Annotated in this window: 27 protein-coding genes and 1 pseudogene; 5 read left to right on the forward strand and 23 right to left on the reverse strand. The window is 69.4% G+C overall.

All coding sequences use genetic code 11. The annotated features are described in order from the left end of the window. Window positions 1-123: 123 nt before the first annotated feature. The 6 genes from folK to murJ form a co-directional block, all read right to left on the reverse strand. Window positions 124-618: a 2-amino-4-hydroxy-6-hydroxymethyldihydropteridine diphosphokinase gene (folK, locus tag GT347_RS04805; protein WP_160550879.1), complete on the reverse strand. Its 495-nt coding sequence runs from the start codon at window positions 616-618 to the stop codon at window positions 124-126. Further along, a complete protein-coding gene (pcnB, locus tag GT347_RS04810) occupies window positions 602-2,296 on the reverse strand; it encodes a polynucleotide adenylyltransferase PcnB (protein ID WP_160550880.1) in 1,695 nt (564 codons plus the stop codon). Before pcnB ends, folK begins: the two co-directional genes overlap by 17 nt. A 12-nt stretch (window positions 2,297-2,308) precedes the next feature. After that, the gene (locus GT347_RS04815) at window positions 2,309-3,028 is read right to left on the reverse strand and encodes a histidinol-phosphatase (protein ID WP_160550881.1); all 720 of its coding nucleotides are present in this window, start codon (window positions 3,026-3,028) and stop codon (window positions 2,309-2,311) included. Then, complete coding sequence (gene hda / locus GT347_RS04820; protein WP_160550882.1) at window positions 3,025-3,720, reverse strand: DnaA regulatory inactivator Hda; 696 nt, start codon at window positions 3,718-3,720, stop codon at window positions 3,025-3,027. The genes GT347_RS04815 and hda overlap by 4 nt, the downstream gene beginning before the upstream one ends. 90 nt (window positions 3,721-3,810) lie before the next feature. Further along, window positions 3,811-4,659 carry a SirB1 family protein gene (locus tag GT347_RS04825; RefSeq protein ID WP_160550883.1) on the reverse strand — a complete coding sequence of 283 codons (849 nt, stop codon included), beginning with the start codon at window positions 4,657-4,659 and terminating at the stop codon, window positions 3,811-3,813. A gap of 64 nt (window positions 4,660-4,723) precedes the next feature. After that, the gene (gene murJ, locus GT347_RS04830; protein ID WP_160550884.1) at window positions 4,724-6,289 is read right to left on the reverse strand and encodes a murein biosynthesis integral membrane protein MurJ; all 1,566 of its coding nucleotides are present in this window, start codon (window positions 6,287-6,289) and stop codon (window positions 4,724-4,726) included. A 98-nt stretch (window positions 6,290-6,387) separates the two neighbouring features. Between murJ and rpsT the strand changes: the two genes are divergently transcribed. After that, window positions 6,388-6,693: a 30S ribosomal protein S20 gene (gene rpsT / locus GT347_RS04835; RefSeq protein ID WP_160555223.1), complete on the forward strand. Its 306-nt coding sequence runs from the start codon at window positions 6,388-6,390 to the stop codon at window positions 6,691-6,693. Between the two features lie 128 nt (window positions 6,694-6,821). On the opposite strand, the gene GT347_RS04840 is transcribed toward rpsT, so the two are convergent. Both GT347_RS04840 and GT347_RS04845 read right to left on the reverse strand, forming a co-directional pair. After that, window positions 6,822-8,738 (reverse strand): 3'-5' exonuclease, encoded by a 1,917-nt coding sequence (locus GT347_RS04840; RefSeq protein ID WP_160550885.1) that lies wholly within the window; start codon window positions 8,736-8,738, stop codon window positions 6,822-6,824. An 82-nt stretch (window positions 8,739-8,820) separates the two neighbouring features. Further along, the gene (locus GT347_RS04845) at window positions 8,821-9,144 is read right to left on the reverse strand and encodes a DUF3579 domain-containing protein (protein WP_160550886.1); all 324 of its coding nucleotides are present in this window, start codon (window positions 9,142-9,144) and stop codon (window positions 8,821-8,823) included. Window positions 9,145-9,354: 210 nt separating this feature from the next. Between GT347_RS04845 and GT347_RS04850 the strand changes: the two genes are divergently transcribed. Together GT347_RS04850 and argF are read left to right on the forward strand one after the other, a co-directional pair. Further along, window positions 9,355-10,548, forward strand: coding sequence for an aspartate aminotransferase family protein (locus tag GT347_RS04850; protein ID WP_160550887.1), 1,194 nt, complete (start codon window positions 9,355-9,357; stop codon window positions 10,546-10,548). A 125-nt stretch (window positions 10,549-10,673) separates the two neighbouring features. Then, window positions 10,674-11,597 carry an ornithine carbamoyltransferase gene (gene argF / locus GT347_RS04855; RefSeq protein WP_160550888.1) on the forward strand — a complete coding sequence of 308 codons (924 nt, stop codon included), beginning with the start codon at window positions 10,674-10,676 and terminating at the stop codon, window positions 11,595-11,597. A 60-nt stretch (window positions 11,598-11,657) separates the two neighbouring features. Here argF and GT347_RS04860 read toward each other — a convergent pair whose 3' ends face one another. Together GT347_RS04860 and GT347_RS04865 are read right to left on the reverse strand one after the other, a co-directional pair. Continuing rightward, complete coding sequence (locus tag GT347_RS04860; protein WP_160550889.1) at window positions 11,658-12,455, reverse strand: EAL domain-containing protein; 798 nt, start codon at window positions 12,453-12,455, stop codon at window positions 11,658-11,660. Continuing rightward, the gene (locus tag GT347_RS04865) at window positions 12,439-12,669 is read right to left on the reverse strand and encodes a hypothetical protein (RefSeq protein WP_160550890.1); all 231 of its coding nucleotides are present in this window, start codon (window positions 12,667-12,669) and stop codon (window positions 12,439-12,441) included. Before GT347_RS04865 ends, GT347_RS04860 begins: the two co-directional genes overlap by 17 nt. Window positions 12,670-12,806: 137 nt before the next feature. Here GT347_RS04865 and GT347_RS04870 point away from each other — a divergent pair, with 137 nt between their 5' ends. After that, window positions 12,807-13,487, forward strand: a complete 681-nt coding sequence (locus GT347_RS04870) for a winged helix-turn-helix domain-containing protein (protein ID WP_160550891.1) — start codon at window positions 12,807-12,809, stop codon at window positions 13,485-13,487. Window positions 13,488-13,499: 12 nt separating this feature from the next. Here the strand turns inward: GT347_RS04870 and GT347_RS04875 are convergent, their stop codons facing one another. Beyond that, window positions 13,500-13,898, reverse strand: a complete 399-nt coding sequence (locus GT347_RS04875) for a BLUF domain-containing protein (RefSeq protein ID WP_160550892.1) — start codon at window positions 13,896-13,898, stop codon at window positions 13,500-13,502. A gap of 150 nt (window positions 13,899-14,048) precedes the next feature. Here GT347_RS04875 and GT347_RS04880 point away from each other — a divergent pair, with 150 nt between their 5' ends. After that, window positions 14,049-14,468: a pyridoxamine 5'-phosphate oxidase family protein gene (locus GT347_RS04880; RefSeq protein WP_229722697.1), complete on the forward strand. Its 420-nt coding sequence runs from the start codon at window positions 14,049-14,051 to the stop codon at window positions 14,466-14,468. Here the strand turns inward: GT347_RS04880 and GT347_RS04885 are convergent. The 12 genes and pseudogenes from GT347_RS04885 to GT347_RS04940 form a co-directional block, all read right to left on the reverse strand. Next, window positions 14,465-14,812 (reverse strand): cytochrome C oxidase subunit IV family protein, encoded by a 348-nt coding sequence (locus GT347_RS04885; protein ID WP_160550894.1) that lies wholly within the window; start codon window positions 14,810-14,812, stop codon window positions 14,465-14,467. The two genes, GT347_RS04880 and GT347_RS04885, sit on opposite strands and share 4 nt — an antisense overlap. Further along, on the reverse strand, window positions 14,809-15,453 hold the full coding sequence (locus GT347_RS04890; protein WP_195812455.1) for a cytochrome c oxidase subunit 3: 645 nt from the start codon (window positions 15,451-15,453) through the stop codon (window positions 14,809-14,811). The genes GT347_RS04885 and GT347_RS04890 overlap by 4 nt, the downstream gene beginning before the upstream one ends. Then, window positions 15,450-17,089 (reverse strand): annotated as a pseudogene (gene ctaD / locus GT347_RS28020) (cytochrome c oxidase subunit I). The gene GT347_RS04890 and the pseudogene ctaD overlap by 4 nt, the downstream one beginning before the upstream one ends. Further along, complete coding sequence (coxB, locus tag GT347_RS04900; protein ID WP_160550896.1) at window positions 17,086-17,994, reverse strand: cytochrome c oxidase subunit II; 909 nt, start codon at window positions 17,992-17,994, stop codon at window positions 17,086-17,088. Before coxB ends, ctaD begins: the two are co-directional and overlap by 4 nt. Further along, window positions 17,991-18,803, reverse strand: a complete 813-nt coding sequence (locus tag GT347_RS04905; protein WP_160550897.1) for a thioredoxin domain-containing protein — start codon at window positions 18,801-18,803, stop codon at window positions 17,991-17,993. Before GT347_RS04905 ends, coxB begins: the two co-directional genes overlap by 4 nt. Then, window positions 18,800-19,126, reverse strand: a complete 327-nt coding sequence (locus GT347_RS04910) for a hypothetical protein (protein WP_160550898.1) — start codon at window positions 19,124-19,126, stop codon at window positions 18,800-18,802. Before GT347_RS04910 ends, GT347_RS04905 begins: the two co-directional genes overlap by 4 nt. After that, window positions 19,113-20,075, reverse strand: a complete 963-nt coding sequence (locus GT347_RS04915) for a hypothetical protein (protein WP_160550899.1) — start codon at window positions 20,073-20,075, stop codon at window positions 19,113-19,115. Before GT347_RS04915 ends, GT347_RS04910 begins: the two co-directional genes overlap by 14 nt. Next, window positions 20,072-20,746: a c-type cytochrome gene (locus GT347_RS04920; protein ID WP_160550900.1), complete on the reverse strand. Its 675-nt coding sequence runs from the start codon at window positions 20,744-20,746 to the stop codon at window positions 20,072-20,074. The genes GT347_RS04915 and GT347_RS04920 overlap by 4 nt, the downstream gene beginning before the upstream one ends. Next, complete coding sequence (locus GT347_RS04925) at window positions 20,743-21,279, reverse strand: DUF3341 domain-containing protein (RefSeq protein WP_160550901.1); 537 nt, start codon at window positions 21,277-21,279, stop codon at window positions 20,743-20,745. The genes GT347_RS04920 and GT347_RS04925 overlap by 4 nt, the downstream gene beginning before the upstream one ends. After that, on the reverse strand, window positions 21,276-22,640 hold the full coding sequence (gene nrfD / locus GT347_RS04930; protein WP_160550902.1) for an NrfD/PsrC family molybdoenzyme membrane anchor subunit: 1,365 nt from the start codon (window positions 22,638-22,640) through the stop codon (window positions 21,276-21,278). Before nrfD ends, GT347_RS04925 begins: the two co-directional genes overlap by 4 nt. Then, the gene (locus tag GT347_RS04935; RefSeq protein WP_160550903.1) at window positions 22,637-25,504 is read right to left on the reverse strand and encodes a 4Fe-4S dicluster domain-containing protein; all 2,868 of its coding nucleotides are present in this window, start codon (window positions 25,502-25,504) and stop codon (window positions 22,637-22,639) included. Before GT347_RS04935 ends, nrfD begins: the two co-directional genes overlap by 4 nt. 7 nt (window positions 25,505-25,511) lie before the next feature. Next, window positions 25,512-26,123, reverse strand: a complete 612-nt coding sequence (locus GT347_RS04940; protein ID WP_229722703.1) for a cytochrome c3 family protein — start codon at window positions 26,121-26,123, stop codon at window positions 25,512-25,514. Window positions 26,124-26,163 lie beyond the last annotated feature (40 nt).

A 26,163-nucleotide genomic window follows, 5' to 3' on the forward strand; every position in this document is an offset into this window, starting at 1 on the left:
AAACCGTTGTCACCGCGTAGGCAAGCGCCGACAGGCGTGCAATTTATGTGCCGCGCGGGGTGGTCGGAGCTGATCCGCGCCGCAACGATGGGTCCGAACGGCCCGGTGCGGCCGCTAACCTGATCAGGCGTCGGCGAGGCGTTCGACGGCTTGCCCAGCCGTGGCCGCCAGCGCGGCAGCGGGCACCAGCTGCGGTGCGATTTCGGCCAGCGGATACAGCACGAAGGCGCGCTCCCACATGCGCGGGTGGGGCACGGTCAGCTGGGGCAGGTCGATATGCGCATCGCCGTAGAGCAGCAGATCGAGGTCGAGCGTGCGCGGCGCCCAGCGGAAGGGCCGGGTGCGACCGGCCGCGTTTTCCATGTTCTGCAGGGCGGCCAGTAAATCCAGTGGCGCCAGGCCGGTGGCGATGGCGGCCACGGCGTTGAGATAGTCCGGTCCCTCGGTGCCCACCGGCGCGCTGCGGTAGAGGCAGGAGCGGCGCACCAGGCTGGTGGCCGGAAGCTGCGCGATGGCCTCGAAGGCGCCGCGCACGGCGGCGCGCGCATCGCCGAGGTTGGCGCCTATGCCGATATAGGCAATCGTGGGCGCCGGAGCGTGTTCAGGCGGCGTCGCCACCGCCCTGCCCGCCTTCGGTGGCCGGGCCGGCGGCACGCGGGCCGGTGGGCTTGCGGCGGCGGCGGCGCTTCTTGGGTGCGGCTTCGCCTTCGGGCAGCTCGGGCTCGTCCTGCGATGCGTCCTGCTGCGGCGCGTCGGGGTCCTGGCCGGCGCTGTCGCGGGCGGGCTTGCGCGGGGCGGCGGGCTGCTCGGCGGCATCGCCAGCGGGCGCGGCGGCGCGCGGGGCACGGGTGCGGCGCGGCTGGGCGGCGGCCGGCGCGGCTTCACCAGCATCGGCGGCGCGCGGGGCGCTGCGCGGGCGGCTGCGTTGCTCGTCGCGCACCTGGTCGACCATGTCCTGGCGGCGCAGGTCGTCGGCGGTGCTGAATTCCTGCCACCAGTCGGCCAGGGCTTCGTCCACCTCGCCGATGTCGGCGCGCAGGCGCATGAAATCGAAGCCGGCGCGGAAACGCGGCTGCTCGGCCAGGCCGAAGGCGGCGCTGCCGGTGCGTTTCTCGAAACGCGGCTGCATCACCCAGATCTCGCGCATGTCGGCGGCCAGCTTGCCGCGGCCGGAGACTTCGCCGATGCGTTTGTCGAAGATCTCGTCGATCGCCTCGTGCAGCGCCGGCACGGTGTGCGCCCGCTCCTTCTCGGTGCGGCGCTGCCAGGACTTGCGCACGTCCTCCCACAGCACGGCGGCGAGCAGGAAGGACGGCGCCACCGGCTTGCCCTCGCCCACGCGCCGGTCGGTATCGAGCAGCGCGGCCTTGATGAAGGGCTCGTCGGCATGCTGTACCACGATGTCGAGCAGGGGATAGATGCCCTTGGCCAGGCCGAGCTTCCTCAGCTGCTCGATGCTGGCGATGGAGTGGCCGGTCTGCAGCAGCTTCAGCATCTCGTCGAACATGCGGCTCTGCGGCACATCGGCCAGCAGGGCCTGCGAGGCGACCAGGGGCGCGGCCGTCTTGGGGTCGATGGAGAAACCCAGGGCGCTCAGCTTGGCCGCGAAACGCACGGCGCGGATGATGCGCACCGGGTCTTCGCGGTAACGGGTGGCCGGGTCGCCGATCATGCGCAGGGTGCGTTTCTGGGCGTCCTTCATGCCGCCGTGGTAATCGACCACGATCTGCGACTGCGGGTCGTAGTACATGGCGTTGACGGTGAAGTCGCGGCGGGTGGCGTCCTCGTCCTGCGGGCCCCAGACGTTGTCGCGCAGCACCCGGCCGGAGGAATCGACCGCATGGGTCATGCCGGCGAGTTCGCTCTTGCTGGTGCGCTCGTTGCCGGCGACCTGTTCGGCGGCGGCGTTGTCCATGTAGGCGCGGAAGGTCGAGACCTCGATCACCTCGTGCTCACGACCGCGGCCATACACCACGTGCACGATGCGGAAACGCCGGCCGATGATGAAGGCGCGGCGGAACAGGCTCTTGACCTGTTCGGGCGTGGCGGTGGTGGCCACGTCGAAGTCCTTGGGCCGCAGGCCCAGCAGCAGGTCGCGCACCGCGCCGCCCACCACATAGGCTTCGAAGCCGGCTTCCTGCAGGGTGCGCACCACGTCCACCGCACGCCGGTCGACCAGGGTGGGGTCGATCTTGTGGACCGAGGGCGGCACCTCGGTGCGCTTGCCGAAGTTGGGCTTGGATGCAGCGGCGCCAGCGGACTTGCCGAGCAGCTTGTCGATGAATTTCTTGATCATGTGAAAGCCAGGTCAGGCGGCGTGGTGCGCAAAGAGGTCGAGGATGGGCCAGCCGCGTTCCTGCGCCAGGGCGCGCAGGCGGGCATCGGGGTTGGTGGCCACGGGATGGTCCACCCGCTCCAGCAGGGCCAGGTCGTTGAGGGAGTCGCTGTAGAAGGTGGTGTGCACGTCGTCCCAGGTCCAGCCGTGGCGGGCCAGCCAGGCTTCCATGCGGTCGACCTTGCCCTCGCGGGCCGAGGGGATGCCGGCGATGGCGCCGGTGATCCAGCCGTCGTCGCCGCGCACCAGGTCGACGGCGATCAGCTCGTCTATGCCCAGCGCGTCGGCGATCGGCCGGGTGACGAAGGCATTGGTGGCGGTGACGATGACCAGGCGGTCGCCGGCGGCGCGGTGGCCCTCCACCAGGTCGAGCGCGGCCGGCAGCATGGCGGGGCGGATCACCTCGTCCATGAACTGGCGGTGCGCGGCCTCCGCCGCCGCGGCGCCGCGCTGGCGCACCGCGTCGGTGGCGAAACGCACGTAGTCGTGGATGTCGAGTGTGCCGGCGCGGTACTGGGCGAAGAACTCGTCGTTGCGGCGTTCGAACTCCGCCGGATCGGTCCAGCCGATGCGGGTGGTGAACACGCCCCAGGAGTGGTCGGAGTCCAGCGGCAGCAGGGTGTGGTCGAGGTCGAACAGGGCCAGGCGGGGTTTGCCTGTCTTGTCTTGTTGTTGTCGTTCTGGGGTGGTCATTCGGACTCGAGCATGGCGCGAACCAGCGGAATCGTGAGGGCGCGCTGGGTGCGCAGCGCGTAGTTGTCGAGCTTTTCCAGCAGCTCCATCAGGCTGCCGAGGTCGCGGCTGAAGCGGTTGAGCATGAAGTCCATCACATCATCGCCGAGGAACAGGCCACGCGCGTCGGCGGCCTGGCGCAGCACGGCGCGGCGTTCGGCATCGCCCGGCACCTGCAGATGGAAGATGTGGCCCCAGCCCAGGCGGGTGCGCAGGTCCTCGCGTAGCTGCAGGTCGGCCGGCGGCAGGGCTCCGGCGGCGACCACCCAGCGCGGACGGGCATCCGAGGGCGTGAGGGCATTGACGAACCAGTTGAAGGCGGCGTGCTGCTGGCGTGCGTCGTACAGGTGCACGTCGTCCATCAGCACGCAGTCCCAGCGTTCGTCGAAGGCGGGCGGATCGCGGTCCTGCGCGCTGAGGAAGCCGCAGAAGGAACGCTGCGCATGCAGGGCCTCCTGCACCGCCTTGAGCAGATGGGTCTTGCCGCTGCCGGATTCGCCCCAGAGATAGGTGGGCACCGGCGCACGCGTGGCGATGCCGGCCGACTCGGCCCACAGGCGGAGATGGGACAGGGCATCGGCATTGCTGCCGGGCCAGAAACCGGCGAGCGTGGGGACAGTCGGCAAGCCGATGTCGAGCGCGATCTGCTGCATCGGTGGATGGATTCGAGAAGAGTGCTGGACGCCGTGCCGTGGGCGGCGGCGCCATCGGAGGGCGGAAAAACGCCGATTTTATGCCGGCTGTCAGCTGACCTTGCGCAGCTCGGCCACGCGCTCGGCCACCAGGTCCAGATCGAGGGCATCGCCGGCATGCGCCAGATAGGCCTCCAGGTCGTGCACCGCCTCGGCCGTGCGGCCCTGTTCGGCCAGCGCGAAACCGCGGTCGCGCAGGTCGGCCCAGGCGTCGGGGGCGATCACCAGCAGGCGGTCGATCACCATGGTCAGGCGCTGCCAGTCCTGCTGGGATTGGTGGATCTCCTTCAGGTTGCGCAGCATGCGCAGCAGGATCTCGCGCGGCGTGGCGGCCTGCAGGTAGAGGCCGAGCGGCACGTCGAACTCGTCGACCATGCCGCTGCGGCGCTTGAAGGGGTCGAGCCGTTCGGTGAGTTCCTCGCGCGAGAGCGAGTGTCCGTTGAAGGGGTCGATCACCACCTGGCCCTTGGGCAGGTTGATCTTGACCATGAAGTGGCCGGGGAAAGCCACGCCGCGCACATGCAGCGACAGTCCCTGGGCCAGCTCCATCCACAGCACCGCCAGCGAGATCGGGATGCCGCGCCGGGTGCGCAGCACCGCGTTGAGATAGCTGTTGTCGGGGTCGTAGTAGTTGTTGACGTTGCCGCCGAAGCCGAGTTCGTTGAAGAAGAACTGGTTCAGGATGCGCAGGCGCTGCAGGGCGGGTGCATCGGCCGGCAGGCGGCGCTTGAGGCGGGCGAGGAGCTGGTCGACATCGCCGAGCACCTGCTGCACATCCAGGTCGGGGTATTCGTCCTGGGCGAGGCTGACGGCGGCCTCGAACAAGGGGATGTCTTCGTCGTCGCCCACCAGGGAGGCGAAGTACTCCAGGGGCGTCGGGGCGGAAAAGCTTATTTCCATGGACCATTCTGGCGGGATGGCCGCGCGAGCGTCAAGGGGCAAAAGTGGCGCGAACGCGGGGTTTTCAGCGGCGCAGCAGACGCAGCAGCTTGAGGCCGGCCAGCCAGGCGGCGGTGAAATAGATGGCCATGGAGGCCAGCATCACGCCCGCCAGCAGCAGCACCCGCTGCACCGGCTCGGCGCGCATGCCGGTCCAGTCGAAGCGGTTGGACATCCACACCAGGAAGATGGCCAGCAGCGCGCTCGCCGCCAGCACCTGCAGCAGGTAGAGACCCCAGCCCGGACGCGGCTTGTAGGAGCCGCGGCGGATCAGTCCGGTGAGCAGCCAGAGTGCGTTGATCAGCGCACCGATGCCGATCGACAGCGTGAGCGCCGCATGCTGCAGATGCGGCACCAGCACCCAGTTGAGCAGCTGCGTGATGATGAGGACGCAGACGGCGATACGCATCGGCGTGCGCATGTCGTGCCGCGCATAGAAGCCCGGCGCCAGCACCTTCACCGCCACGATGCCGAGCAGGCCGCAGCCGTATCCCATGAGCGCGAGGGTGGTCTGCTGCACGTCGTGTTCGGTGAAGCGGCCGTAGTGGTAGAGCACGGCCACCAGCGGGCGGGCGAAGATCAGCAGGCCCACCACGCAGGGCACCGACAGCACCACCACGATGCGCAGGCCCCAGTCGAGCATGTCGGAGTAACGCGCATCGTCCTTGGCAGCGCGCGCCGCCGCCAGCTGCGGCATCAGCACCACGCCCAGCGCCACGCCCAGCAGCGCGGTCGGGAACTCCATCAGCCGGTCGGCATACACCACCCAGCTGACGCTGCCCGGCGCCAGGTGCGAGGCGATCTGCGTGTTGATCAGCAGCGAGAGCTGGGCCACGCTCACCCCCAGCAGGGCCGGCAGCATCAGCCGGGCGACGCCTCGGGTGGTCGGGTCGGCCCAGGCATGGCGCAGCGCCTTCCAGGTCAGGCCGATGCGCGGCAGCAGGCCCAGGCGCAGCAGCGCCGGCACCTGCCAGGCCAGCTGCAGCACGCCGCCCACCATCACCCCCACGCACTGCGCATAGATCGGCTCGATGCCATGTCCGGCGAACCAGGGCGCGCCCCAGACGATGGACAGGATCAGGCACATGTTCAGCAGCACCGGCGAGGCGGCCGGCACCGCGAAGCGCTTCCAGGTGTTGAGGATGCCGCCGGCCAGCGCCACCATGGACATGAAGCCGATGTAGGGGAACATCCAGCGGGTCATGTTGACCGCCGCGCCATAACCCTCGGGCGACTGCTGCAGGCCGCTGGCCATCAGCCAGACCATGGCCGGCGCACCGAGCACCCCCGCCACGCACAGCAGCAGCAGCACCCAGGCCAGCACCGTGGCCACATGGTCGATCAGCGCCCGGGCGCCCTCCTCGCCCCGCTCCACCCGCGTGGCGGCCAGTACCGGCACGAAGGCCTGGCTGAAGGCGCCTTCGCCGAAGACGCGGCGAAACAGATTGGGGATGCGGAAGGCGACGTTGAAGGCATCGGTGATCGCCGAGACACCGAACACCGAGGCCATCAGCAGCTCGCGCGCCAGGCCGGTGATGCGGGATGCCAGGGTCAGCAGCGAGACGGTGGAGGCGGATTTGAATAGCGACACCGCCGGGAGTGTAGTGGGCCGGGCGATAGGCGCCTCGCGCGGGCCGGGCTATAATCTTGGGTTTCGCGCAACATCCTCGAACAATTTAAGGAATATCAATCATGGCAACCAAGCCGAAGAAAAAGAACCCCCGTCTGGCGTCTGGCCGCAAGCGCGCACGCCAGGACGTCAAACTCAACGCAGCGAACACCTCCCTGCGTTCCAAGTACCGTACCGCTGTCAAGAACGTCGAAAAGGCTGTTCTGGCTGGCGACAAGACCAAGGCTGCAGAAGCCTTCGCCCGCGCACAGAGCGTGGTCGACACGGTGGCCGACAAGGGCATCTTCCACAAGAACAAGGCATCGCGCGACAAGAGCCGCCTGGCCGCCAAGGTCAAGGCCCTGGCACAAGCCGTCGCCGCCTGAGCTTTTAGACCAAGCATCAGGCCAGCCCGGAAGGCTCCTAGAAAAAGCCTTCCGCCGTTTGCACTGGGTGCGCTGCGCGAAAACAGAAAAACCGCCTTCGGGCGGTTTTTTTGTGGGCGATCGAAAACTCAGTCCGGCAGCTTCAGCCCTGCCTGCGCCACGAATTCGCTGGGCCGCACTGCATGCACGAAGAGCCGCAGCGACTGCCGGGCGCGTGTGATCGCCACGTAGAAGAGATTGGCCTCGTCCGCCTTGCGGCCCTGCTCGTAGGGGAACTCGCCCTGCTCCAGGAAAGGCAGGAACACCTCGCGGAACTCCAGCCCCTTGACGGCCGCGGCGCTCGCCAGCGTGATCGCACCGCTGCGTTTCATGCCGGCCTGGCGCACCGCCGTCTCGTTGAGGTGGCCGAAGAAGGACCGGGTATCGGGATAGTGCGCGGCCAGGGCCCGCAGCCCGGCCAGGTGCCGCAGCGCCCCCGCGCGGCGCTCCGGCCGCACCAGGGCCTGGGCGATGAACCAGGGCATGTCGAGCGCATCCAGGAAGCGGTCGAACACCGACTCGCCATCCGCCGCGCCGGCCACCACGGCCAGGGCCGCGCGCAGGCGGCGCGCCACGCCGGGCTCGGCCTTGCGCAGCACATGGTTCTGCAGGAAGAGCGGCAGGTTCTCGGCATTGCCGGCGAAGTCGCGCAGGGCCTCGGCCATCAGCACCGCCTGGCCGGCTTCCGGCCGCTCGGGGTCTTCGTCGAAACGCGTGCCGCAGAACAGCATGAAGGCCAGCACCAGGCGCGAGAGGGTGTCGCGCCCCTCCAGGCTGGCGAAGTCGCGGGTGGCGATGGCCAGCAGGCAGCGCACCAGCAGCACCTCGGGGCGCAGCAGATAGCTCTCCAGGCCGCGGGTGCGGTAGGCGATGCCGCCGTGCACCAGGGCGTTCTCGATGGCGATCGAATGGTGGTCGTGCCGCAGCAGCACCGCCAGGCCGGCGGCATTGCGCGGCGCGGCCTTGCGGCCGGCCTTGAGGGCATCGAGCAGCTGGGCGGCGCAATCGGTCTCGTCGGTGTAGCTCGCCACCGTGAGCTTGGTGGCCGTCTCGCCGCCCGCATCCAGCCGCTTGTCGATGAAACGCGCGGCCGCGCGCGCCAGCGTGGGGCCGAAACGGAAACTCGCGCTCAGCGGCAGGAATTCGGTGCTGCGGCGGGTGTCGCGGTCGATGCGGCAGTCCATGAAGGCGGCGTCCGCGCCGGCCGCCGCATGGATCACCTGGTCGGCATCGCCCACGCCGGTGAAGAAGGTGCTGCGCCCGGCGAGCAGATGCAGCAGCACCTGGTACATCGCCTCGTTCATGTCGTGCATCTCGTCGACCAGCAGCACCCGCAGACGCGCCGGCCAGCCGGGCGCGGGAGTGGCGATGCCGTCCTCGCGGTCCAGCAGCAGGCGCCGCGCCAGGTCGTAGGTGGCGTCGAACGGCCCGCGGAAGGCCGGCCGGTCGGGATGGCCGCCGGCGCGCAGGCGCTCGTAGGCGCGCAGGGTGCGCAGCGTCATGTAGCGCTGGCCCATCTCCAGGGCATCGTCGGGCGTCAGAGCCCCTTCGGGCGCATCGAGCTGGAGCTTGAGTGTGCCCTTGAGCCAGAGCATGTTGTCCAGGAATTCGGCGACGAAGACCGAATCGCCCTCGCTCGGGTATTCGATGTCCTCGGGCCAGCGTTCGTCCTCCTGCTCGGCCACCTGGCGCACCGCCTGCCAGACCGTCTCGCGCAGTTCCTCGGGGCCCAGCCTGCGCGGCACCTTGGCACCGTCTTCCAGACCCAGCAGGATGGTCGCGGCGAAGTTCTCGAAGGTCTCGATGCGGAAACGCTGCACCGCCTCGCCGGGCATGCCGACGGCGACGAGCGCCTCGCGGAAGGCATCGCAGGCTGCCTCGGTGGCGGTCAGCACCAGGCAGTCGGCCGGCGCGGCGCCGCGCGACCAGGCCTCGGCCAGGCGCAGGGCCAGGGTGGTGGTCTTGGCGGCGCCGGCGCGGGCCTGGATCAGCAGCGTGGGCGCCACGCTGGTCTGGATGGCGCGCTGCTCGTTCGTGGGCGTCAGCAGCCCTTCGGGGGAACGAAACGCGGACTGCGGTCCGCCGTGCTCAAGGCTTTGCGCCGGGTTGTTCGGCCGCCGGGGCGCTGGCCAGGCTGACCTTCAGGCCGTTGTCGCGGGCGAAATTCATGACGAAATCCCAGGCCATGGCGTCGTAGTCGCGCAGGTCGGGATGCACCACCACGCACTTCACGCCGTTGATGCTGGTCGGGATGCACCAGGGCGAATAGCCCAGGTGGCTGCCGGGACGCGGGCCGCCCGGACGGAACGAGCTCATGACACCTGCAAGGCGTTCGGCCCAATCGCTGGGGCGAAAGGTGCGGCCGTCGGCTGTGACGCCCTGGATGAAGACTTCTTTGGTGTAGGCGGCCATCGGGTATGAAGCAAGCAGCCCCTCGGGCTGCCGAGATCGTCGGCAGGTCCAGGACCGTCCGGCATTCTAGCGTTGCCGCTTGACCTTATATGTCACGGCATTGCGTCGCCCGCCGCATCGCAGCCATGCACCAATGGCAACGAAACCGTCGCGGGCCGCGCCTAGAATTCGCCCCTTCCCTGCCCAACGCACCCATCCGAGAGAGACCGCATGACCGCTACCGCCGCGCCCGCATCGCCCCATGTGATGAACACCTACGGCCGCCTGCCGATCGCCATGTCGCACGGCAAAGGCATCTGGGTCTGGGACACCGAGGGCCGCAAATACCTCGACGCGCTGGGCGGCGTGGCCGTCAACACCCTGGGCCATGCGCATCCCAAGCTGGTGCCCGCCCTGCAGGAACAGATCGCCCAGCTGATCCACTGCTCCAACTACTACCACGTGCCCAACCAGGAAGTGCTGGGCAAGAAGCTGGCCGAACTCTCCGGCCTGGAAAACGCCTTCTTCTGCTCCACCGGCCTGGAAGCCAACGAATGCGCGCTGAAGCTGGCGCGCAAGTTCGGCCACGACAAGGGCATCGAGCGCCCGGAGATCGTGGTGTATGAGAACGCCTTCCACGGCCGCTCCATCGCCACCCTGTCGGCCACCGGCAATGTGAAGGTGCAGAAGGGCTTCGCGCCGCTGACCGAGGGTTTCATCCGCGTGCCGCTCAACGACATCGAGGCGCTGAAAAAGGCCACCGTGGGCAATCCGAACGTGGTCGCCGTCTTCCTGGAAACCATCCAGGGCGAGGCCGGCATCGTGCCGATGCGCTGGGAATACCTGCGCCAGGTGCGCGAGCTGTGCGACCAGCAGGACTGGCTGATGATGATCGACGAGGTGCAGTGCGGCATGGGCCGCACCGGCAAGTGGTTCGCCCACCAGTGGGCCGGCATCAAGCCCGACGTCATGCCGCTGGCCAAGGGCCTGGGCTCGGGCGTGCCGATCGGCGCCGTGGTGGCCGGCCCGCGCGCGGCCAACATCTTCCAGCCGGGCAACCACGGCTCGACCTTCGGCGGCAACCCGCTGGCCACCCGGGCCGGCGTGGAGACCATCCGCATCATGGAAGAGGACGGCATCGTCGAGAACGCCGCCAGGGTGGGCGCCTACCTCAAGCAGTCGCTGGAAAAGGCCCTGGCCGGCGTGCCCGGCTATGTGGAGATGCGCGGCGAGGGCCTGATGCTGGGCATCGCGCTCGACCGCTCCTGCGGCGACATCCAGTGGAAGCTGGCCCAGGCCGGCCTGCTGGTGAGCGTGCAGGCCGACACGGTGGTGCGCCTGGTGCCGCCGCTGATCATCACCGAGGCCGAGTGCGACGAGCTGATCGCCCTGCTGCTGCCGGTGCTCAAGGACTTCCTGGCCTGAAGGACAGGAGGACGGCGCGCCAAGTTAAGCTTGGCCATTGCTCCGAACTGCCCCGAACGAACGACCGCGCCGTGGACCCCCACGGCGTTTGCATTTTTTCCGCATCGCGTTTTGAAGAAAAAGCCATGACCGCATCGATCCGCCACTACCTGCAATTCAAGGACCTGAGCGCCGACGACTACGCCTGGATCTTCGAGCGCGCGACCCGGATCAAGCGCATGTTCAAGGCCTACGAGAAATACCATCCGCTGGCCGACCGCACGCTCGCGATGATCTTCGAGAAGGCCTCCACCCGCACCCGGGTGAGCTTCGAGGCCGGCATGTACCAGCTGGGCGGCAGCGTGGTCCACCTGACCACCGGCGACAGCCAGTTGGGCCGCGCCGAGCCGATCGACGACAGCGCCAAGGTGATCAGCCGCATGGTCGACCTGGTGATGATCCGCACCTACGAGCAGGAAAAGATCGCCGCCTTCGCGGCCAACTCGCGGGTGCCGGTGATCAACGGGCTGACCAACGAGTTCCATCCCTGCCAGATCCTGGCCGATGTCTTCACCTACATCGAGCACCGCGGCTCCATCCAGGGCAAGGTGGTGGCCTGGGTGGGCGACGGCAACAACATGGCCAACACCTGGCTGCAGGCGGCCGAGCTGCTGGGCTTCACGGTGCATATCAGCACGCCGGGCGGCTACGAGGTCGATCCGGTCGTGGCGGGCGTCAAGTCCACCGACTGCTACAAGGTCTTCAAGGATCCGATGGACGCCTGCCGCGGCGCCGACCTGGTGACCACCGATGTGTGGACCAGCATGGGCTACGAGGCCGAGAACGAGGCGCGCAAGAAGGCCTTCGCCGACTGGTGCGTGGATCTGGACATGATGGCGGTGGCCAAGCCGGACGCCCTCTTCATGCATTGCCTGCCGGCGCATCGCGGCGAGGAAGTCGAGGCCGAGGTGATCGACGGGCCGCAGTCCGTGGTCTGGGACGAGGCCGAGAACCGCATGCATGCACAGAAGGCGCTGATGGAGTTCCTGCTGCTGGGCCGGGTGGCCTGAGCAGCATAGGCCCAGGAGCCTGGACGCCGAACAGGCGGGCCCCGCAGCACCGGGCGGGTCTCAGCCGCGACTGCCGCCAGGCTCCGGCCAGGTCACTTCCGCCTGCGCTTCGAAGGCCGGCCTTGCGAACAGATATCCCTGGAATAGGTGGATGCCCAGATCGGCCAGCACCGCGTATTCGGCGGCCGTTTCCACGCCTTCGGCGATCAGGGTGATGTCGAGGTCCTCCGCCACCCGGGTGATGTTGCGCACCAGCGTCCTCTTCACATGGTTGCTGTCGATGTCCCGGATCAGGTTCATGTCGATCTTGATCACGTCCGGCACGAACTCCGCCAGCATGCCGAGACAGGCGTAACCCGAACCAAAATCGTCGATCGCGGTGATGAAGCCGCGTTTCTTGTAATCCGCATAGATTTTGCGCAGGTGGCCCAGGTCGGCGGATTTCTCGCCTTCGGTGACTTCGAACATGATCTGCTCGATCGGAAAACCCACACGCTCGGCCGTCTTCAGGGTGAGCTTGATGCATGCGGCCGGCTCGTACACCGCGTTGGGCAGGAAGTTGATGCTGAGCCGGGATTTGAAATCCAGCCTTGCCGCCCACTCGATGGCCTTGACCCTGCAGGCCTGATCGAATGAATAGCGGTTCTGCGCGGTCACCTGCGAAAGAATGCTCCAGGCAGATTCTCCGTTCGGGCCGCGGACCAGCGCCTCCTGCGCAAAAACTTCCCGGGTCCTGACATCCACGATGGGCTGGAAGGCCATCGTGAAAGGAAAAAGCAGGCTGTCGCTCGAACAGCCCTGGCACTTCTTCTGCGCGGTTTGCGCCGCGGCGGGATGAATTTCATGCACGGGGTGCATCGCATGCTCCTGCCTGGCGAATCCGCCTTTTCATCAACTGGACCAGCAGCGCGCCGTCGGGCGTCAGCATGAGGTTCGACGCAGCCGCGCCATCCCGGGTCAGCAGGTTTTGCGCCTCGTATTGCGCGAGCAAGGCCTGATCGCCCTCGTCGAAATTGCCTGTTTGCGGCAGAAGCTGCAGGCGGTAGAGCAGGCCGAAGTGTTGGAAGTCCATCGTGGTCAGACAAGTATTGGGGCCGTCGTGGCCCCGATGAAGCCGAGTGTGACACCAAAAACGTCATAACTGACGAAAAATCGATAGAAATTACAATAACACCAGAAAGAATGACGCCCTGGTGGTAATATCCACGGATGGAAAAAAAGCTCTCGGCCGTGTTGCGTACCGGGTGGATCGGTATGCCTGCGCACGAGCTCCGAGCGGTGGCTCAGCCGTTCACCGTGTTCGCCGACGGTGACGATTTCCTGCTCAGCGACGATCCCTTCGGCCTGTCCCTCTACGTGGTGGACCTGGTGCAGCCCGGCGTGCCCGGGCCGGATCTGGTGCGTCTCATCCGGCGCAAGAGCGCGGCCGGCATGGTGGCGCTCAGCAGCGCGCCGCATCCGCACTTCGTGCAGGCGCTGCATGACGGCGCCGATCTGGCCGTCGATCGCGCGGCGCCGGCCGAGCAGATCGAGGCGCTGATCGCCGCGCTGCGGCGGCGCGTGCAGATCAGCGCCGTCATCGGTGTGGGCGGCTGGCGCCTGCATGTCCAGAAAGGCCAGCTGATGGCGCCGGACGCCTCCACCATCAAGCTGAGCAAGAGCGACGTGGCGCTGCTGAGCGCCTTCGCAGCCGCGGCCGGGGAAGTGGTGCCCCGTTCGACGCTGACGGAGCAATTGTGGGGGCCGTCGCACGATGCGACCGAAGGAGCCCTGCACGCGATCCTGTACCGCTTGCGCAAACGCGTGGAGCAGGCAGGACAGCCGGTCTGGCCGATGCATGCCATCTCCGGCGTGGGCTACGAGTTCCGTGCGCCCCTGAAAACGGTCTAAGAGCCTGGGCTTCTAGGAAACAGCGCCGCCGGAGCAGCGGTCGAACATCAGCCTGATCAGCTTGTCGGCACGTTCCGGAGCGACGGCTTGTGCGCCGCCCAACTGCTGCAGCAAGTCCTCCATTCCGGGAAGCTCGGTGTAGGCCATGGACCAGGCGCTGAACAAACGCATGTCGAGAGCCCGGTCCAGCAGGATTCGGATGTCGCGGTGGCGGGCATCCGCCGCGATGAGCGCCATGACCTCCGCGAGGGCCGGCTCCTCGCCCTCCAGCACCTGCGCGAAGTACCCGCCGGTGAACAACAAGGATCCGGTGACATTCAAGGCGAGGTTGCGCCGCCGCGCCGAACTCAGGATGGAAGGGATAGCCGCATGCCGGCCCAGCGCTTGGCTGACGTAGAAAACCTGTTTCATGACGTAATTTTGACCGAATCGGCCAATAGGGCTTTTTGTCCTACCCCGGCGCAGAGGCGGCAACTACACCTGCTTGGGCGCCGCCTGGGGATGGTGGGAGTTTTCCCCGCTTTGCGATTCGAGCATCGCCATCCCACAGGAGAATCCATCTTGAGCCAACCCAAATCCCTGCACGATCTCGCCGGCAAGCTGGCCGCCATCGACATCGCCATGCTCTCCACCCACAGCCGCGACGGGCACATCGCGAGTCGCCCCATGAGCAACAACGGCGAGGTGAATGCCAAGGGCGACTCCTACTACTTCACCTGGGAGGACTCGCACATGGTGTCCGACATCCAGGCCGATCCCAAGGTGGCCCTGGCCTTCCAGGCCGATCCGCACTGCATGGTCGCCATCGAGGGCGAGGCCGAGCTGGTGCGCGACAAGGGCCGCTTCCAGGAGCACTGGAAACCCGAGCTGGACGAATGGTTCGAGCAGGGCCCGGAGACCCCCGGCGTGGTGATGATCAAGGTCCACGCCGTCCGCGCGCATTACTGGGAAGGCGAGAAGAGCGTCGAACTCGCCGTCTAGGAAGGCCGGGACGGGGCCGGGGCCAGTTGCCGGGGCTGCTGCACCGCGGCCGGCTCCACCACACGGGTGAGGTAATCGACCGCGCTCAGTCCGCCCATCACCACCAGCGTCCACAGGGCGACCGCCACCACCACCCGCACCAGCACATGCTGCCGGCCGAGCTGCATGAAGACCAGCAGCACCAGCACCGCCTTGACACCCGCGATCAGCAGGCCGGCGGCTGCCTTCCAGCCGGCGCCCACCGGCAGCCAGGCCACGCCGAGGCTGATGAACATCAGCGCGATCAGGCCGGCCCAGGTGAGCACCAGCCCGCGCCATTGCGACGCCCAGGTCTCGCGGCTCACCAGGACCTCCCCACCAGGTAGAGCAGCGGATACAGCCCCACCCACACCACATCGACGAAGTGCCAGTACAGGCCCACCGTCTCCAGCCGCGAACTGCGCAGCCAGTCCGACCCGGTCCTGCGCCCGAACCAGGCATACAGGGCGAGCGCGACGATGCCCACCACCATGTGCAGGGCATGCAGCAGCGTGGCGGTGAAATACAGCATGAAGAAGAGCTGCGCCCCCGGCTCTTGAAGCACGAAGCCGGGCCCGGGCACCAGGCCCTCGGCGAAATCCTGGCGGTATTCCACGCCCTTGATCGCCAGAAAGGAGCATCCCAGCAGCACGGCTCCCCAGAGGAAGCGCGGCGCCAGGCGGCGCTGGCCGTGCGCGGCCGCCTCCACGGCCAGCGCCACCAGCAGGCTGCTGGTCAGCAGCACGCCGGTGTTGAGCGTGCCCAGCCACACATCGGTATGCCGCCCCGCCACGGCGAAGCCTGCGGGAAAACTCAGCCGCCCGTGCGCATAGGCGAACAGCAGCCCGCCGAAGAACAGCAGCTCGCTGGCGATGAACAGCCACATGCCCAGCCGCGCCACCCGGCGCCGCTGCACCGCATCGAGCTCCGGCGGGTCGATGCCTTCCTCGAGCACCGCACCGTTCACGACGAGCCCCCCTGCGCGCCCGGCCCTTCCGGCGGCCACTCGGGCGTGTAGCCGTAGACATCGGCCGGCGCCCTGGGCGGCACATCGAAATTGTGGGTGGGCGGCGGCGAGCGTGTCTGCCATTCCAGCCCGGTGGCGCTCCAGGGATTGGGTCCGGCGTTGGCGCCCCGGCGCAGCGACCAGGCCAGATAGCACAGCGGCATCAGGTAGCCGATGGCCAGCACCGCGGCCCCGGCGGAGGACAGCAGGTTCAGCACCTGGTACTCCGGCGCATAGGCGTGGTAGCGCCGCGGCATGCCCTGGAAACCGAGCACGTACTGCGGAAAGAAGGTCAGGTTGAAGCCGATGAAGATCAGCACCGCCGCGATGCGCGCCCAGGTCTCGGAGAACAGGCGCCCGGTCACCTTGGGCCACCAGAAATGCAGGGCACCGAAATACGCCATGACCGCGCCGCCGACCATGATGTAGTGGAAGTGCGAGACCACGAAGTAGGTGTCGGTGAGATGCACGTCCAGCGCCAGCGAGGCCAGGAACAGCCCGGTCAGCCCGCCGATGGTGAACAGGCCCACGAAGCCCAGCGCATACAGCATGGGCGCATCGAAGCGGATCGCGCCCTTGTAGAGCGTGGCCGTCCAGTTGAAGACCTTGATCGCCGAGGGCACCGCCACCACGAAACTCAGCATCGAGAACACCAGGCTGGCCGCCGGTGACTGGCCGCTGACGAACATGTGGTGCCCCACACCAGGAAGCCCAGCGCCGCGATGCCCAGCACCGCGTACGCCATGAAGCGGTAGCCGAAGATGCGTTTCTTGGCGAAGCAGGGAATGATCTCGCTGACCACGCCCATGGCCGGCAGCACCATGATGTAGACGGCCGGATGCGAATAGAACCAGAACAGGTGCTGGAACAGCAGCGGATCGCCGCCGTGCGAGGGATCGAACACGCCGATGTGGAACAGGCGCTCGGCGATGGTCAGCAGCGCGGTGATCGCCAGCACCGGCGTGGCCAGCACCAGGATGATGCTGGTGGCATACAGGCTCCACACCAGCAGCGGCAGCTTGAACCAGCCCATGCCCGGAACCCGCAGCAGGTGCACGCTGGTGATGAAGTTCAGGCCGGTGAGGATGGAGGAGAAGCCGGTGATGAAGATGCCGGTGAGCGTGAGCACCACATAGCCGTTGGAGAACATGGTGGAGTACGGCGTGTAGAAGGTCCAGCCGGTGTCCACCCCGCCCAGGAACAGCGCCCACAGCGTGACCAGCCCGCCGATCACGTACAGGTACCAGCTCAGCAGGTTGAGCCGCGGAAAGGCCAGGTCGCGGGCGCCGATCATCAGCGGCAGCACGAAGTTGCCGACCACCGACGGGATGGAAGGGATGAGGAACAGCCACACCATCACCACGCCGTGCACGGTGAAGAGCTTGTTGTAGGTGTCGTTGCTGACCAGGTCGCCGGCCGGCGTGGCCAGCTCCAGCCGGATCAGCGTGGCGGCCGCGCCGCCGATGAAGAAGAAGGCGGTGATGGCGATCGCATAGAGGATGCCGATGCGTTTGTGGTCGACCGAACTCAGCCAGGACCACAGCGTGACGCCGTCGTCGAGATAGCTGGGCGCCAGGGGCGGAGGGGCTGGGCTCATGGTGTGGCTCGCGGCTGGCTGAGAAAGGCGATCAGGGCCTGGATGTCTTCTTCCGACAGCTGGCCGGCGTAGGTCGGCATCTGCGGGGCGTAGCCGGCGACGATGTCCTGCGCCGGCAGCAGCATCGCATCGCGCAGATAGGTCTCGTCGGCCCGGCGCTCGCGGCCGTCCTGCAGGTGCACGGTGCGGCCGAAGATGTTGTCGAGCGAAGGCGCACGCACGATGGAGCCGGCGTCGTGGCAGCCGCTGCAGCCATGCTCGCGGTAGAGGCGGGCGCCGCGTTCGGCCAGGCCCGGCTCGGCCGGGCCGGCCTGCAGCCAGCGGGCATAGTCGGCCGGCTGCATCACCACCACCCGGCCCACCATGGCCGAATGCTCGCTGCCGCAGTATTCGGCGCAGAACAGGCGGAAGTCGCCGAGCCTGGTGGCCGTGAACCAGAGGTAGCTGTAGCGGCCGGGCAGCACGTCCTGCTTCACCCGGAAGGCGGGCACGTAGAAGCTGTGGATCGCGTCCTCCGAGGTCATCACCAGGCGCACCGGCTGGCCCAGGGGCACATGCAGCTCGTTGATCTCGCGCCGCCCGCCCGGGTGCTGCAGTTTCCACATCCACTGCTTGCCGGTGACATAGACCGGCAACGCATCGGCCGGCGGCTGGCGCTGGCCGACATACACCCAGGCGGCCCAGGCGAACACCCCCAGGAAGAGCAGCAGCGGCAGAAGCGTCCAGGCCGCCTCCAGGCCGTTGGCATGCGAGGGCGGCCGCTCGCGGTTGGCGGAGGAGCCCGCGCGGTAGCGCACCGCGAAGAAGACGATGATGCCGGCCAGCAGCAAGGCCATGCCGCCGCACAGCAGCACCATGGCGATGAAGAGCGCGTCGGTCTGCACGCCGGTGGTGGATGCACTCATGGACGGCGCCCCCTGCGGTTGCGCAGCATCCAGCCGGCCAGGGCCAGCACCAGGGCCACGCCGACGAAGCGCAGGCCGGCCATCACCGGCGTGCTGAGCCGGCCTTCGGCCGGATTGAAATGCGCGCACAGCATGGCGAAACCCTGGATGAAGCTGCGGGGCGGCGGCTGGTCCGCCCGCGCCGATTCGATCGCGGCGCGCAGCTCCCGCGCATCGAAACGCACGCCCTGGAACTGCCGCACCAGCTGCCCCCGGGGCGAGAGCACGGCGAAGCCGGCGGCATGGGCCCAGCGGTCGGCGGGGTCGGCCGCGTCGGTGGCCCGCCAGTCGAAACCGAGTTGGCGCGACAGCGCCACCGAACCCAGCAGCAGATGCAGATCGGGCGGCGGCAGCACACCCGAGACCGACGCCCGGGTGCCGTAGGCCTCGGCATAGGCGAGATCGGAGCGCTGGCGTTCGGCGGCATCGGCCGGGCCCTCCTGCGGATCGACCGAGAAGCCGACCACCCGGTAGGCATCGCGCGGCAGGCCGGTATCGGCGGCGGCTTCCAGGATGCCCTGCATCAGCGTGCCGCAGAGGGTGCGGCAGCGCCAGTAGCCAGGCACCAGCAGCACGGCGCGGCCGGGGGTGAAGAAGTCGGCCAGCCGCACCGGGGCGCCGTGGGCATCGCGCAGGGGCTGGTCCAGTGCAAGACGGGTGCCGCTACGGTCGGCCACGGGCAGCAAGGCCGGTGTGTCGTGGGCGAACCCGCCGGCCAGGGCCGGCAAGGCGGCCAGGCAGCATGCCAGGAGCAGGGCCGGGCGTTTCATCGCACACCCTTTCCCTGGGCGACGAGTTCGATCGCATCGGCCACCGGGATACGCACCCGGCCTTGCGCCCGGTCCTCCCAGCCCACCGCGTCCAGCTGTCGGCGCTGCTCGGCGCGGTAGGCGGCAAGATCGTCCTGCGGGGCCGATTGCAGCCGGGGCGCGGGCACGGCTTGCAATCCGGCCGAACCCGGCGCATCGCCGCCGGGCGGCAGCCGCCAATGGTGCAGCAGGCCGAAGACGCTGCCGACCGCCACGGCGATCACCAGCACCAGCGCGGCGGCCAGCCGCGACAGCCGGCGCAGGTCGATATCAGCGCGGGCCATGGCGCAGCTCCTTCACAATGCCGCCATAGGCGAGCCAGGCCATGGGCGCGGCCAGCAAGGGCACCAGCACCACCGCCAGTCCGGAGGCCGGCACGACCGAGGGCAGCGTCTGCCAGGCGGCATCCAGCAGCTGCGCCGCCCAGGCCAGCCCGGCCACGCCCAGCAGCCGGGCGGGATGGTCCTTCACCGCCCGGAACAGCAGCAGCACCAGCGGCAGCACGAACTGCAGCAGCAGCAAGGCCACGCCGCCGCGGGACCAGCCACCCAGCAGCCTGGGCAGGTACCAGGTGATCTCGCGCGGCAGGTTCTCGGCCCAGATGATGAGCAGCTGCATGAAACCCAGATAGGCCCACAGCATCACCGCCATCAGCAGCAGATTGCCCAGGTCGCGCCCCGGCAGCGGGCGCCCCGCGCGCAGCGAGAGCCAGGTGCAGGCGGCGATGCCGGCGATCAGCTGGCCGGCGAGCAGGGTCAGCGCGAAGACGCTGGAATGCCAGCGCGGCATCAGGCCGCCGATGGCATCCACCGCCGCCAGCGAGCCCAGCAGCAGATAGGCGATCAGGGTGGCGGCCGCCCGGCCCTGCCCCGCCGTGGCCAATGCCGCCGGCCGCGCCAGCATCCAGGCCGCCAGGGCATAGGCGAAGCCGCGCGCCACGAAGAACCAGGGCGCGAACCAGACCTGCAGGAAACCGGGGCGCTCCACGCCGTGCAGCCAGTCCGGGCCCTGCAGGAAGGGATAGAGCGCCCGCAGCCCGAACACCAGCGGCAGCCAGAGCAGCAGCACACGCGGCAGCCGGCGCGCCAGCGCCTGCGCGGCCGGCAGGATGCCCTGGCCCCAGGCGCCGCCGGTCAGGCGGTTCAGGGCGATCAGCACCGTCGCGCCCAGCAGCGGCGCCAGGCACCACCAGGCGGCGGCCAGCCAGGCGGACCAGAAGACGGCGGCGCTCATGGCCGGCCTCCTTCGTCCGCGGGCGTCACCCGCCAGCCCGGCGCATCCGGCTTGTCTGCGGCCTGCAGCCGCGGCTCGATGCGCTGGCGCATGTCCGGCGGCAGTTCGGCCAGGCGCATGGCGCGGCTGGTCTGCAGGGCACGCAGATAGGCCACGATGGCCCAGCGGTCCGCCGGCTCGACACGGTCGGCGAAGGCATACATCACACCCTGGCCCCGCGTGATCACTTCGTAGAGATGCCGGTCCGCCGCGCCCAGCAGCCGGCCGTCGTGCAGGCTGGGCGGCGCCGGAAAGCCGCGCCGCACCACCATGCCGTCGCCCTGCCCGGTGGCGCCATGGCAGGGCAGGCAGTAGATGGTGTAGCGCTCCTGGCCGCGCAGCACCAGCGCACGGCCGGGCGAGGCCGGCAGCTGCTGCTGGCGCTCGGCGGCATCGCGCGTGGCGGCATCGGCCTGGCCCTGCAGGCCGCCGCTGATGCCGGCCTGGGTGCCGATGGCATTCGGCACGCTGCCGGGCGGCGGCGGGCGCGAGGCCTGGCGGTCCTCGAACATGGGGCTGGTGTCGCCTGGCCGCAGCGAGGGCTGGTCGTACATATTGCGCATCACCCGTTCGCAGCCGGCCAGCGCCAGCACCGACAGCAGCGCCAGGCACAGCAAGGCCGGCCGATTCATGGCATCACCTCCTGCACCGGCGCCACCGAACGCGGCGAAAGTCCCTGCAGCAGCCGCTCGGCTTCGTCGCGCGGCCAGGCCGGGTCGTCCAGCCGCAGCAGCAGGAAAAAGCCGTCGCGGCTGGCCTGTTCGAAGCCGGGTGCGCCGAACACCGGATGGTCCAGCGCCGGCAGCCGCGCCGCGACGAAGAAGGCCAGCACGGCCGCCAGCGCGCCGCCCAGGATGGTCATCTCGAAAGTCACCGGGATGAACATCGGCCAGCTGTGCTCCGGCCGGCCGCCGATGTTGAGCGGCAGGTCGATCACCGCCGCATACCACTGCATGAAGTAGCCGCCGGCCCCGCCCAGCACCGCGCCGGCCAGGGTGGCCGCGGGAATGCGCGAGGGCGGCAGGCCCAGGGCCTCGTCCAGCCCCTCCACATCGAAGGGCGCATAGGCCTCGGCCTGGCGGCAGCCGGCCGCGTGCACCGCCCGGGCGGCGACCAGCAGGGCCTCGGCCGAATCGAACTGCGCCAGCAGGCCCCAGGGCTTCATGCGCCCTCCTTCGCGCTGTCGTGCACCAGGCCGCGCATCTCGGCGATGCTGATCGCCGGCAGCAGGCGCACGAAGAGCAGGAACAGCCAGGCGAAGGTGCAGATCGAGCCGGCCAGGAACAGCCAGTCCCAGCGCGTCGGCACATACAGCCCCCAGGAGGATGGCAGGTAGTCCTGGTAGAGGCTGGTGACCACGATCATCACCCGCTCCGCCCACATGCCCAGGTTGATCAGCAGCGACAGGCCGAACAGCAGCGCCAGATTGCGCCGGTTGGCGCGCCACCACAGCAGCTGCGGCAGGCCGATGTTGCAGGCGATCATGCCCCAGTAGACGAAGGCGTAGGGCCCGGTCCAGCGCTGCAGGGTGACGGCGATCTCGTAGCGGTCGCCGCTGTAGAAGGCGGTGAAGATCTCCGCCAGGTAGCCATAGCCCAGCAGGCAGCAGGTGGCCAGCACCACCTTGGCGGCGTTGTCGAAATGCACCGGCGTGATCAGCGCCTGCAGCCCGAAGAAATGCCGCAGCGGCACCGCCAGCGTGATCACCATGGCGAAGCCCGAGAGCAGCGCCCCGGCCACGAAGAAGGGCGGAAAGATCGTCGAGTGGTAGCCCGGCGTGTTGCCGATGGCGAAGTCCAGCGACACCACCGAATGCACCGACACCACCAGCGGCGTGGCCAGCCCCGCCAGCAGCAGGTAGGCCGTGCGGTGCCGCGCCCACTGGCGCGCCTCGCCGCGCCAGCCCAGGGCCAGCAGGCCGAAGGTGAGGGCCTTCCAGCGCTGGCGCGCGCGGTCGCGCAGGGAGGCCATGTCCGGAATCAGGCCCAGGTACCAGAAGAGCAGCGACACGGTGAGGTAGGTGGCGATGGCGAAGAAATCCCACACCAGCGGGCTGCGCCACTGCGGCCACAGCTCCATGCGGTTGGGATAAGGCGCCAGCCAGTAGGCGAACCAGGGCCGGCCCAGGTGCAGGATGGGGAACAGGCCGGCCATGCTGGCGGCGAACAGGGTCATCGCCTCGGCGAAGCGGTTGATCGAGGTGCGCCAGCGCTGGCGCGCCAGCAGCAGCACGGCAGAGATGAAGGTGCCCGCATGGCCGATGCCGATCCACCAGACGCAGTTGGCGATGGCGAAACCCCAGGCCACCGGGATGTTGATGCCCCACAGCCCCAGGCCCTTGTAGAACAGCCAGCCGATGGCGGCCAGGAAAACCAGCATGCCGCAGCCGCTGACGCCGAAGGCGATCCACCAGAGCCGGCCGGTGCGGTGGTCCAGCACCTGGCCTTCGATGCGGTCGCCCACCGACCGGTAGGTCTGGCCGGCCTGCAGCACGCCGATGTCGGTGGAGACGGGGCCCAGGCTCACGCGGCGCCCTCCCCGTCTTCCACCACCCGCGCCAGGTAGGTGGTGCGCGGCCGGGTGCCCAGCTCCTGCAGCATGGCGTAGTGGCGCGGCGACTCGCGCGACTGGCTGACCAGGCTGTCCTTCACCATCAGGTCGCCGAAGCGGATCGCCTGGGTGGGGCAGACCGTCTGGCAGGCGGTGCGCACATCGCCGTCGGCCAGCGGGGTACCGGCCTTCTCGGCCATCAGCCGCGCCTGCGACACCCGCTGCAGGCAGAAGGTGCATTTCTCCATCACGCCGCGCCGGCGTACCGTCACATCCGGGTTGCGCTGCGCCTTCAGGCTCTCGGTCTCCTCGTCGGCATAGGCGAAGAAGTTGAAGCGCCGCACCTTGTAGGGACAGTTGTTGGAGCAGAAGCGGGTGCCGATGCAGCGGTTGTAGACCTGCACGTTCAGGCCCTCGCTGTCGTGCACCGTGGCGCCCACCGGGCAGACCACCTCGCAGGGCGCGTTCTCGCAGTGCATGCAGGGCACCGGCTGGAAGTCGGTACGGCCGCTGGCGGCGTCGTCGTAGCGGTCCACCCGGATCCAGTGCATCTCGCGGCCGGCGATCACCTGCTCGGGGCCGACCACCGGGATGTTGTTCTCCGACTGGCAGGCGATGGTGCAGGCGTTGCAGCCGATGCAGCCGTCCAGGTCGATGCTCATGGCCCAGGCATGGCCGCCGCCGTCGGCGCGCGGCGGATAGAGCGAGGGCGGCTCCGGCTCGGCCGGCAGGCGCGGCGCCGACAGCGGCACGCTGCGCGCCAGCTCCCGGCCCTCCTGGTCGATGCGGCGCTGGGTGTAGGCGAAATGGTGGCTGCGGCCGGTGGGCTCCAGCGTCACCCGGCAGCTGGCGGCATCGGCCGGGCGCAGCGGCCAGGCATCGAAACCCACGCCGTTGCCGACCCGGCCGGCCTGCCGCCGGCCATAACCCAGGGTGAGGGTGACGGCGCCGTCGGCATGGCGCGGCTCGACCCAGACCGGCGCCTCGACCGTCGGCGCGCCCTCGCGGCGGATGCGCACCACATCGCCGCTCTTCAGGCCCAGCGTGGCGGCGGTGGCGGCGCCGATGGTGGCGGCGTTGTCCCAGGTCAGCTTGGAGAAGGGCCGCGGCAGTTCCTGCAGCCAGCCGCTGTTGGCGAAACGGCCGCCCGCCACCGAGGCATCCGGCTGGAACAGGGCCTGCAGCGATTCCTGCGCCGGGCTCTGCGGCGGCCGCCATTGGGCCGGCGCACGCACCTCGCCAGGCAGCACCGGCCGCGCCGCGCTGCCGGCGACCAGCCCGTCGCGCAAGGCCTGGCGCCAGGCCTCGTCGGACAGGCCCCACTGCCGGCGCACCAGCCCGTGGCCATCACGTTCGGCCGATCCGCCCAGCAGCGCCAGGCATTCGATCGCCGAGCGGCTGTCGTAGAGCGGCGAGATCGCCGGCTGCAGCAGGCTGGCCGTGCCCTCGTGGGCGCGGGCATCGCCCCAGGCCTCGTAGGCATGGCTCATCGGCAGGTGCCAGGCGCAGGCCGAGGCCGTCTCGTCGCGGTACAGGCCGAGGTGGGCGCTGAAGGGCACGCGCCGGATCAGGCTGGCGATGTCGGTGGCGCCCGGCGTGTCGTAGGCCGGGTTGGCATCGAGGACGAGCAGGGTCTCGACCTCGCCCCGGCGCAGCGCCGCCGCCAGTCCCTGCAGGTCGCCGGCGGGGCTCGATGGCAGCTCGGGCGGCGCGATCAGGTCCAGCGTGCGGCCGAGGGCGCCCAGGCGGCGGTGCAGCGCATGCACCAGGGCATGGCTGTCGGCCGACAGGGCCGGGCCGGGCATCAGCAGCGCATCCGGCCCGGCGGCCTGCAGGGCGGCGGCGATCTGCGCCTCGGCGCGCGGCGCCGGGCCGCTGCCGCCGGGCGCGGGCGCCAGGTCCGGCGCGATGCGGTGGGCGATGCGCCAGAGCAGGCTCTCGATCTCCGCCGGGCACAGGGCGATGCGCCGGTCGGCCCGGGCGCCGAAGAGGCCGGGCGCGGTCTCCACCGCCCACAGGCGCGCGGGCGCACGCCCTTGCTTGAGCGCGGCGGCGCGGGCGCGCGCCCAGTCCGAGGCCTGCGCCACGGCCGCCGGCCCCAGCGAGAAGGGGTCTGCGCCCAGGCCCACCACCAGCCGCGCGCGGTCGAAATGCGGCACCGTCCGCAGCGGCTGGCCGAAGGCGCGCGCCGAGCCTTCGGCGGCCGAGGCGTCCTCCAGCGAGGCCGCGCACCAGCGCCGCGCCTGGGGCAGCGACTGCATCAGCGCCGCCATCTGCGCCTGCTGGGTCGGCGAGCTGACCGGCCCGGTCAGCAGATGCAGGCCGGCGCCGCCGCGCGACTTCAGGGCCGGCAGGCGGGCCAGCCAGGCGGCCTGGAAATCGTCCCAGGTGGCGGGCGTGGCGGCGGCGCCGGAGAGCCGGCGCCAGACGGTCTGCGAGCGGTCCGGATCCCACAGTTCCAGCACCGAGGCCTGCACGAACACATCGGTCGCGCCGCGGCTGGCCGGATGGCGCGGATTACCCTCGATCTTGACCGGCCGGCCCTCGCGGGTGCCCACCAGCACGCCCTGGGCCAAGCCGTCGCGCACATAGGCGCTGGCGTAGTAGGCCGGCAGGCCGCCCAGCCCGGCCTCGGGCATGTGCACATAGGCATGCAGGCGCTCGTCCGGCGCGCGGGTGCAGGCGCCGGTGGCCAGCGCGGCCGAGGCGGCCATCAGCTGCAGCAGGCGGCGGCGCTGCGGGCCGCTCGGGGCGCCCGCCTCGTCCTCCTCCTCGTGCGCATGGTGGGCGTGCGCATGCGGCGCCTCGGCCTGGATCGGGATGACGGTGCGTGGAGCCATGTCGTGCTTAGCGGTGGCAGGTGGAGCAGTCGGTCAGCCGCCGGGTCGACTGCAGCTTCAGCGACTCGGCCAGCAGCCGCGCATCGGCCTCGGCCAGCGGGTCGGCCGGCATCGCGAAGACCTGGTCGTGCGGATGCAGATGCGGCGCCGGATCGCGGTGGCAGGCCAGGCACCAGCCCATCTCCAGCTTCTCGGCCTTCCAGGCCAGCGGCATCTGGTCCACCCGGCCATGGCATTCGGCGCAGGCCACGCCCTTGGCCACATGGATGCTGTGGTCGAAGTAGACGAAGTCCGGCAGGAAGTGCACCCGCTTCCAGGCCAGCGGCCGGTTCTCCGCCTCGCTCTTCCTCAGCGCGGCCAGGATGCCCTGCTGGGCGAACAGCTGCGAATGGCAGGTCAGGCAGGTCTGCGTGGCCGGCATGCCGGGAAAGGCTGTCTTCTCCACCGTGGTGTGGCAGAAGCGGCAATCCAGCCCGATATCGCCCACATGGTGCTTGTGGCTGAAGGGGATGGGCTGGGCCTGCGGCTCCCCCACCGCCTCGTAGGCATCGGCCAGCCCGACCAGCAGCGCGAAGGCCGCGCCAGCGCCGAGAAAGATCGCGAGCAGGACCAGCTTCACGGCCAATTCGGCCCGTCGCCGGAACAGAGGCTGGTTCACC

Source organism: Xylophilus rhododendri (genome assembly GCF_009906855.1).
GTDB lineage: Bacteria > Pseudomonadota > Gammaproteobacteria > Burkholderiales > Burkholderiaceae_C > Xylophilus > Xylophilus rhododendri.

Coding starts and splice junctions, on each gene's coding strand:
- pcnB (WP_160550880.1), bottom strand. CDS start 2,296: ATGATCAAGAAATTCATCGACAAGCTGCTCGGCAAGTCCGCTGGCGCC.
- GT347_RS04815 (WP_160550881.1), bottom strand. CDS start 3,028: ATGACCACCCCAGAACGACAACAACAAGACAAGACAGGCAAACCCCGC.
- hda (WP_160550882.1), bottom strand. CDS start 3,720: ATGCAGCAGATCGCGCTCGACATCGGCTTGCCGACTGTCCCCACGCTC.
- GT347_RS04825 (WP_160550883.1), bottom strand. CDS start 4,659: ATGGAAATAAGCTTTTCCGCCCCGACGCCCCTGGAGTACTTCGCCTCC.
- GT347_RS04845 (WP_160550886.1), bottom strand. CDS start 9,144: ATGGCCGCCTACACCAAAGAAGTCTTCATCCAGGGCGTCACAGCCGAC.
- GT347_RS04850 (WP_160550887.1), top strand. CDS start 9,355: ATGACCGCTACCGCCGCGCCCGCATCGCCCCATGTGATGAACACCTAC.
- argF (WP_160550888.1), top strand. CDS start 10,674: ATGACCGCATCGATCCGCCACTACCTGCAATTCAAGGACCTGAGCGCC.
- GT347_RS04860 (WP_160550889.1), bottom strand. CDS start 12,455: ATGCACCCCGTGCATGAAATTCATCCCGCCGCGGCGCAAACCGCGCAG.
- GT347_RS04865 (WP_160550890.1), bottom strand. CDS start 12,669: ATGGACTTCCAACACTTCGGCCTGCTCTACCGCCTGCAGCTTCTGCCG.
- GT347_RS04870 (WP_160550891.1), top strand. CDS start 12,807: ATGGAAAAAAAGCTCTCGGCCGTGTTGCGTACCGGGTGGATCGGTATG.
- GT347_RS04875 (WP_160550892.1), bottom strand. CDS start 13,898: ATGAAACAGGTTTTCTACGTCAGCCAAGCGCTGGGCCGGCATGCGGCT.
- coxB (WP_160550896.1), bottom strand. CDS start 17,994: ATGAGTGCATCCACCACCGGCGTGCAGACCGACGCGCTCTTCATCGCC.
- GT347_RS04905 (WP_160550897.1), bottom strand. CDS start 18,803: ATGAAACGCCCGGCCCTGCTCCTGGCATGCTGCCTGGCCGCCTTGCCG.
- GT347_RS04910 (WP_160550898.1), bottom strand. CDS start 19,126: ATGGCCCGCGCTGATATCGACCTGCGCCGGCTGTCGCGGCTGGCCGCC.
- GT347_RS04915 (WP_160550899.1), bottom strand. CDS start 20,075: ATGAGCGCCGCCGTCTTCTGGTCCGCCTGGCTGGCCGCCGCCTGGTGG.
- GT347_RS04920 (WP_160550900.1), bottom strand. CDS start 20,746: ATGAATCGGCCGGCCTTGCTGTGCCTGGCGCTGCTGTCGGTGCTGGCG.
- GT347_RS04925 (WP_160550901.1), bottom strand. CDS start 21,279: ATGAAGCCCTGGGGCCTGCTGGCGCAGTTCGATTCGGCCGAGGCCCTG.
- GT347_RS04935 (WP_160550903.1), bottom strand. CDS start 25,504: ATGGCTCCACGCACCGTCATCCCGATCCAGGCCGAGGCGCCGCATGCG.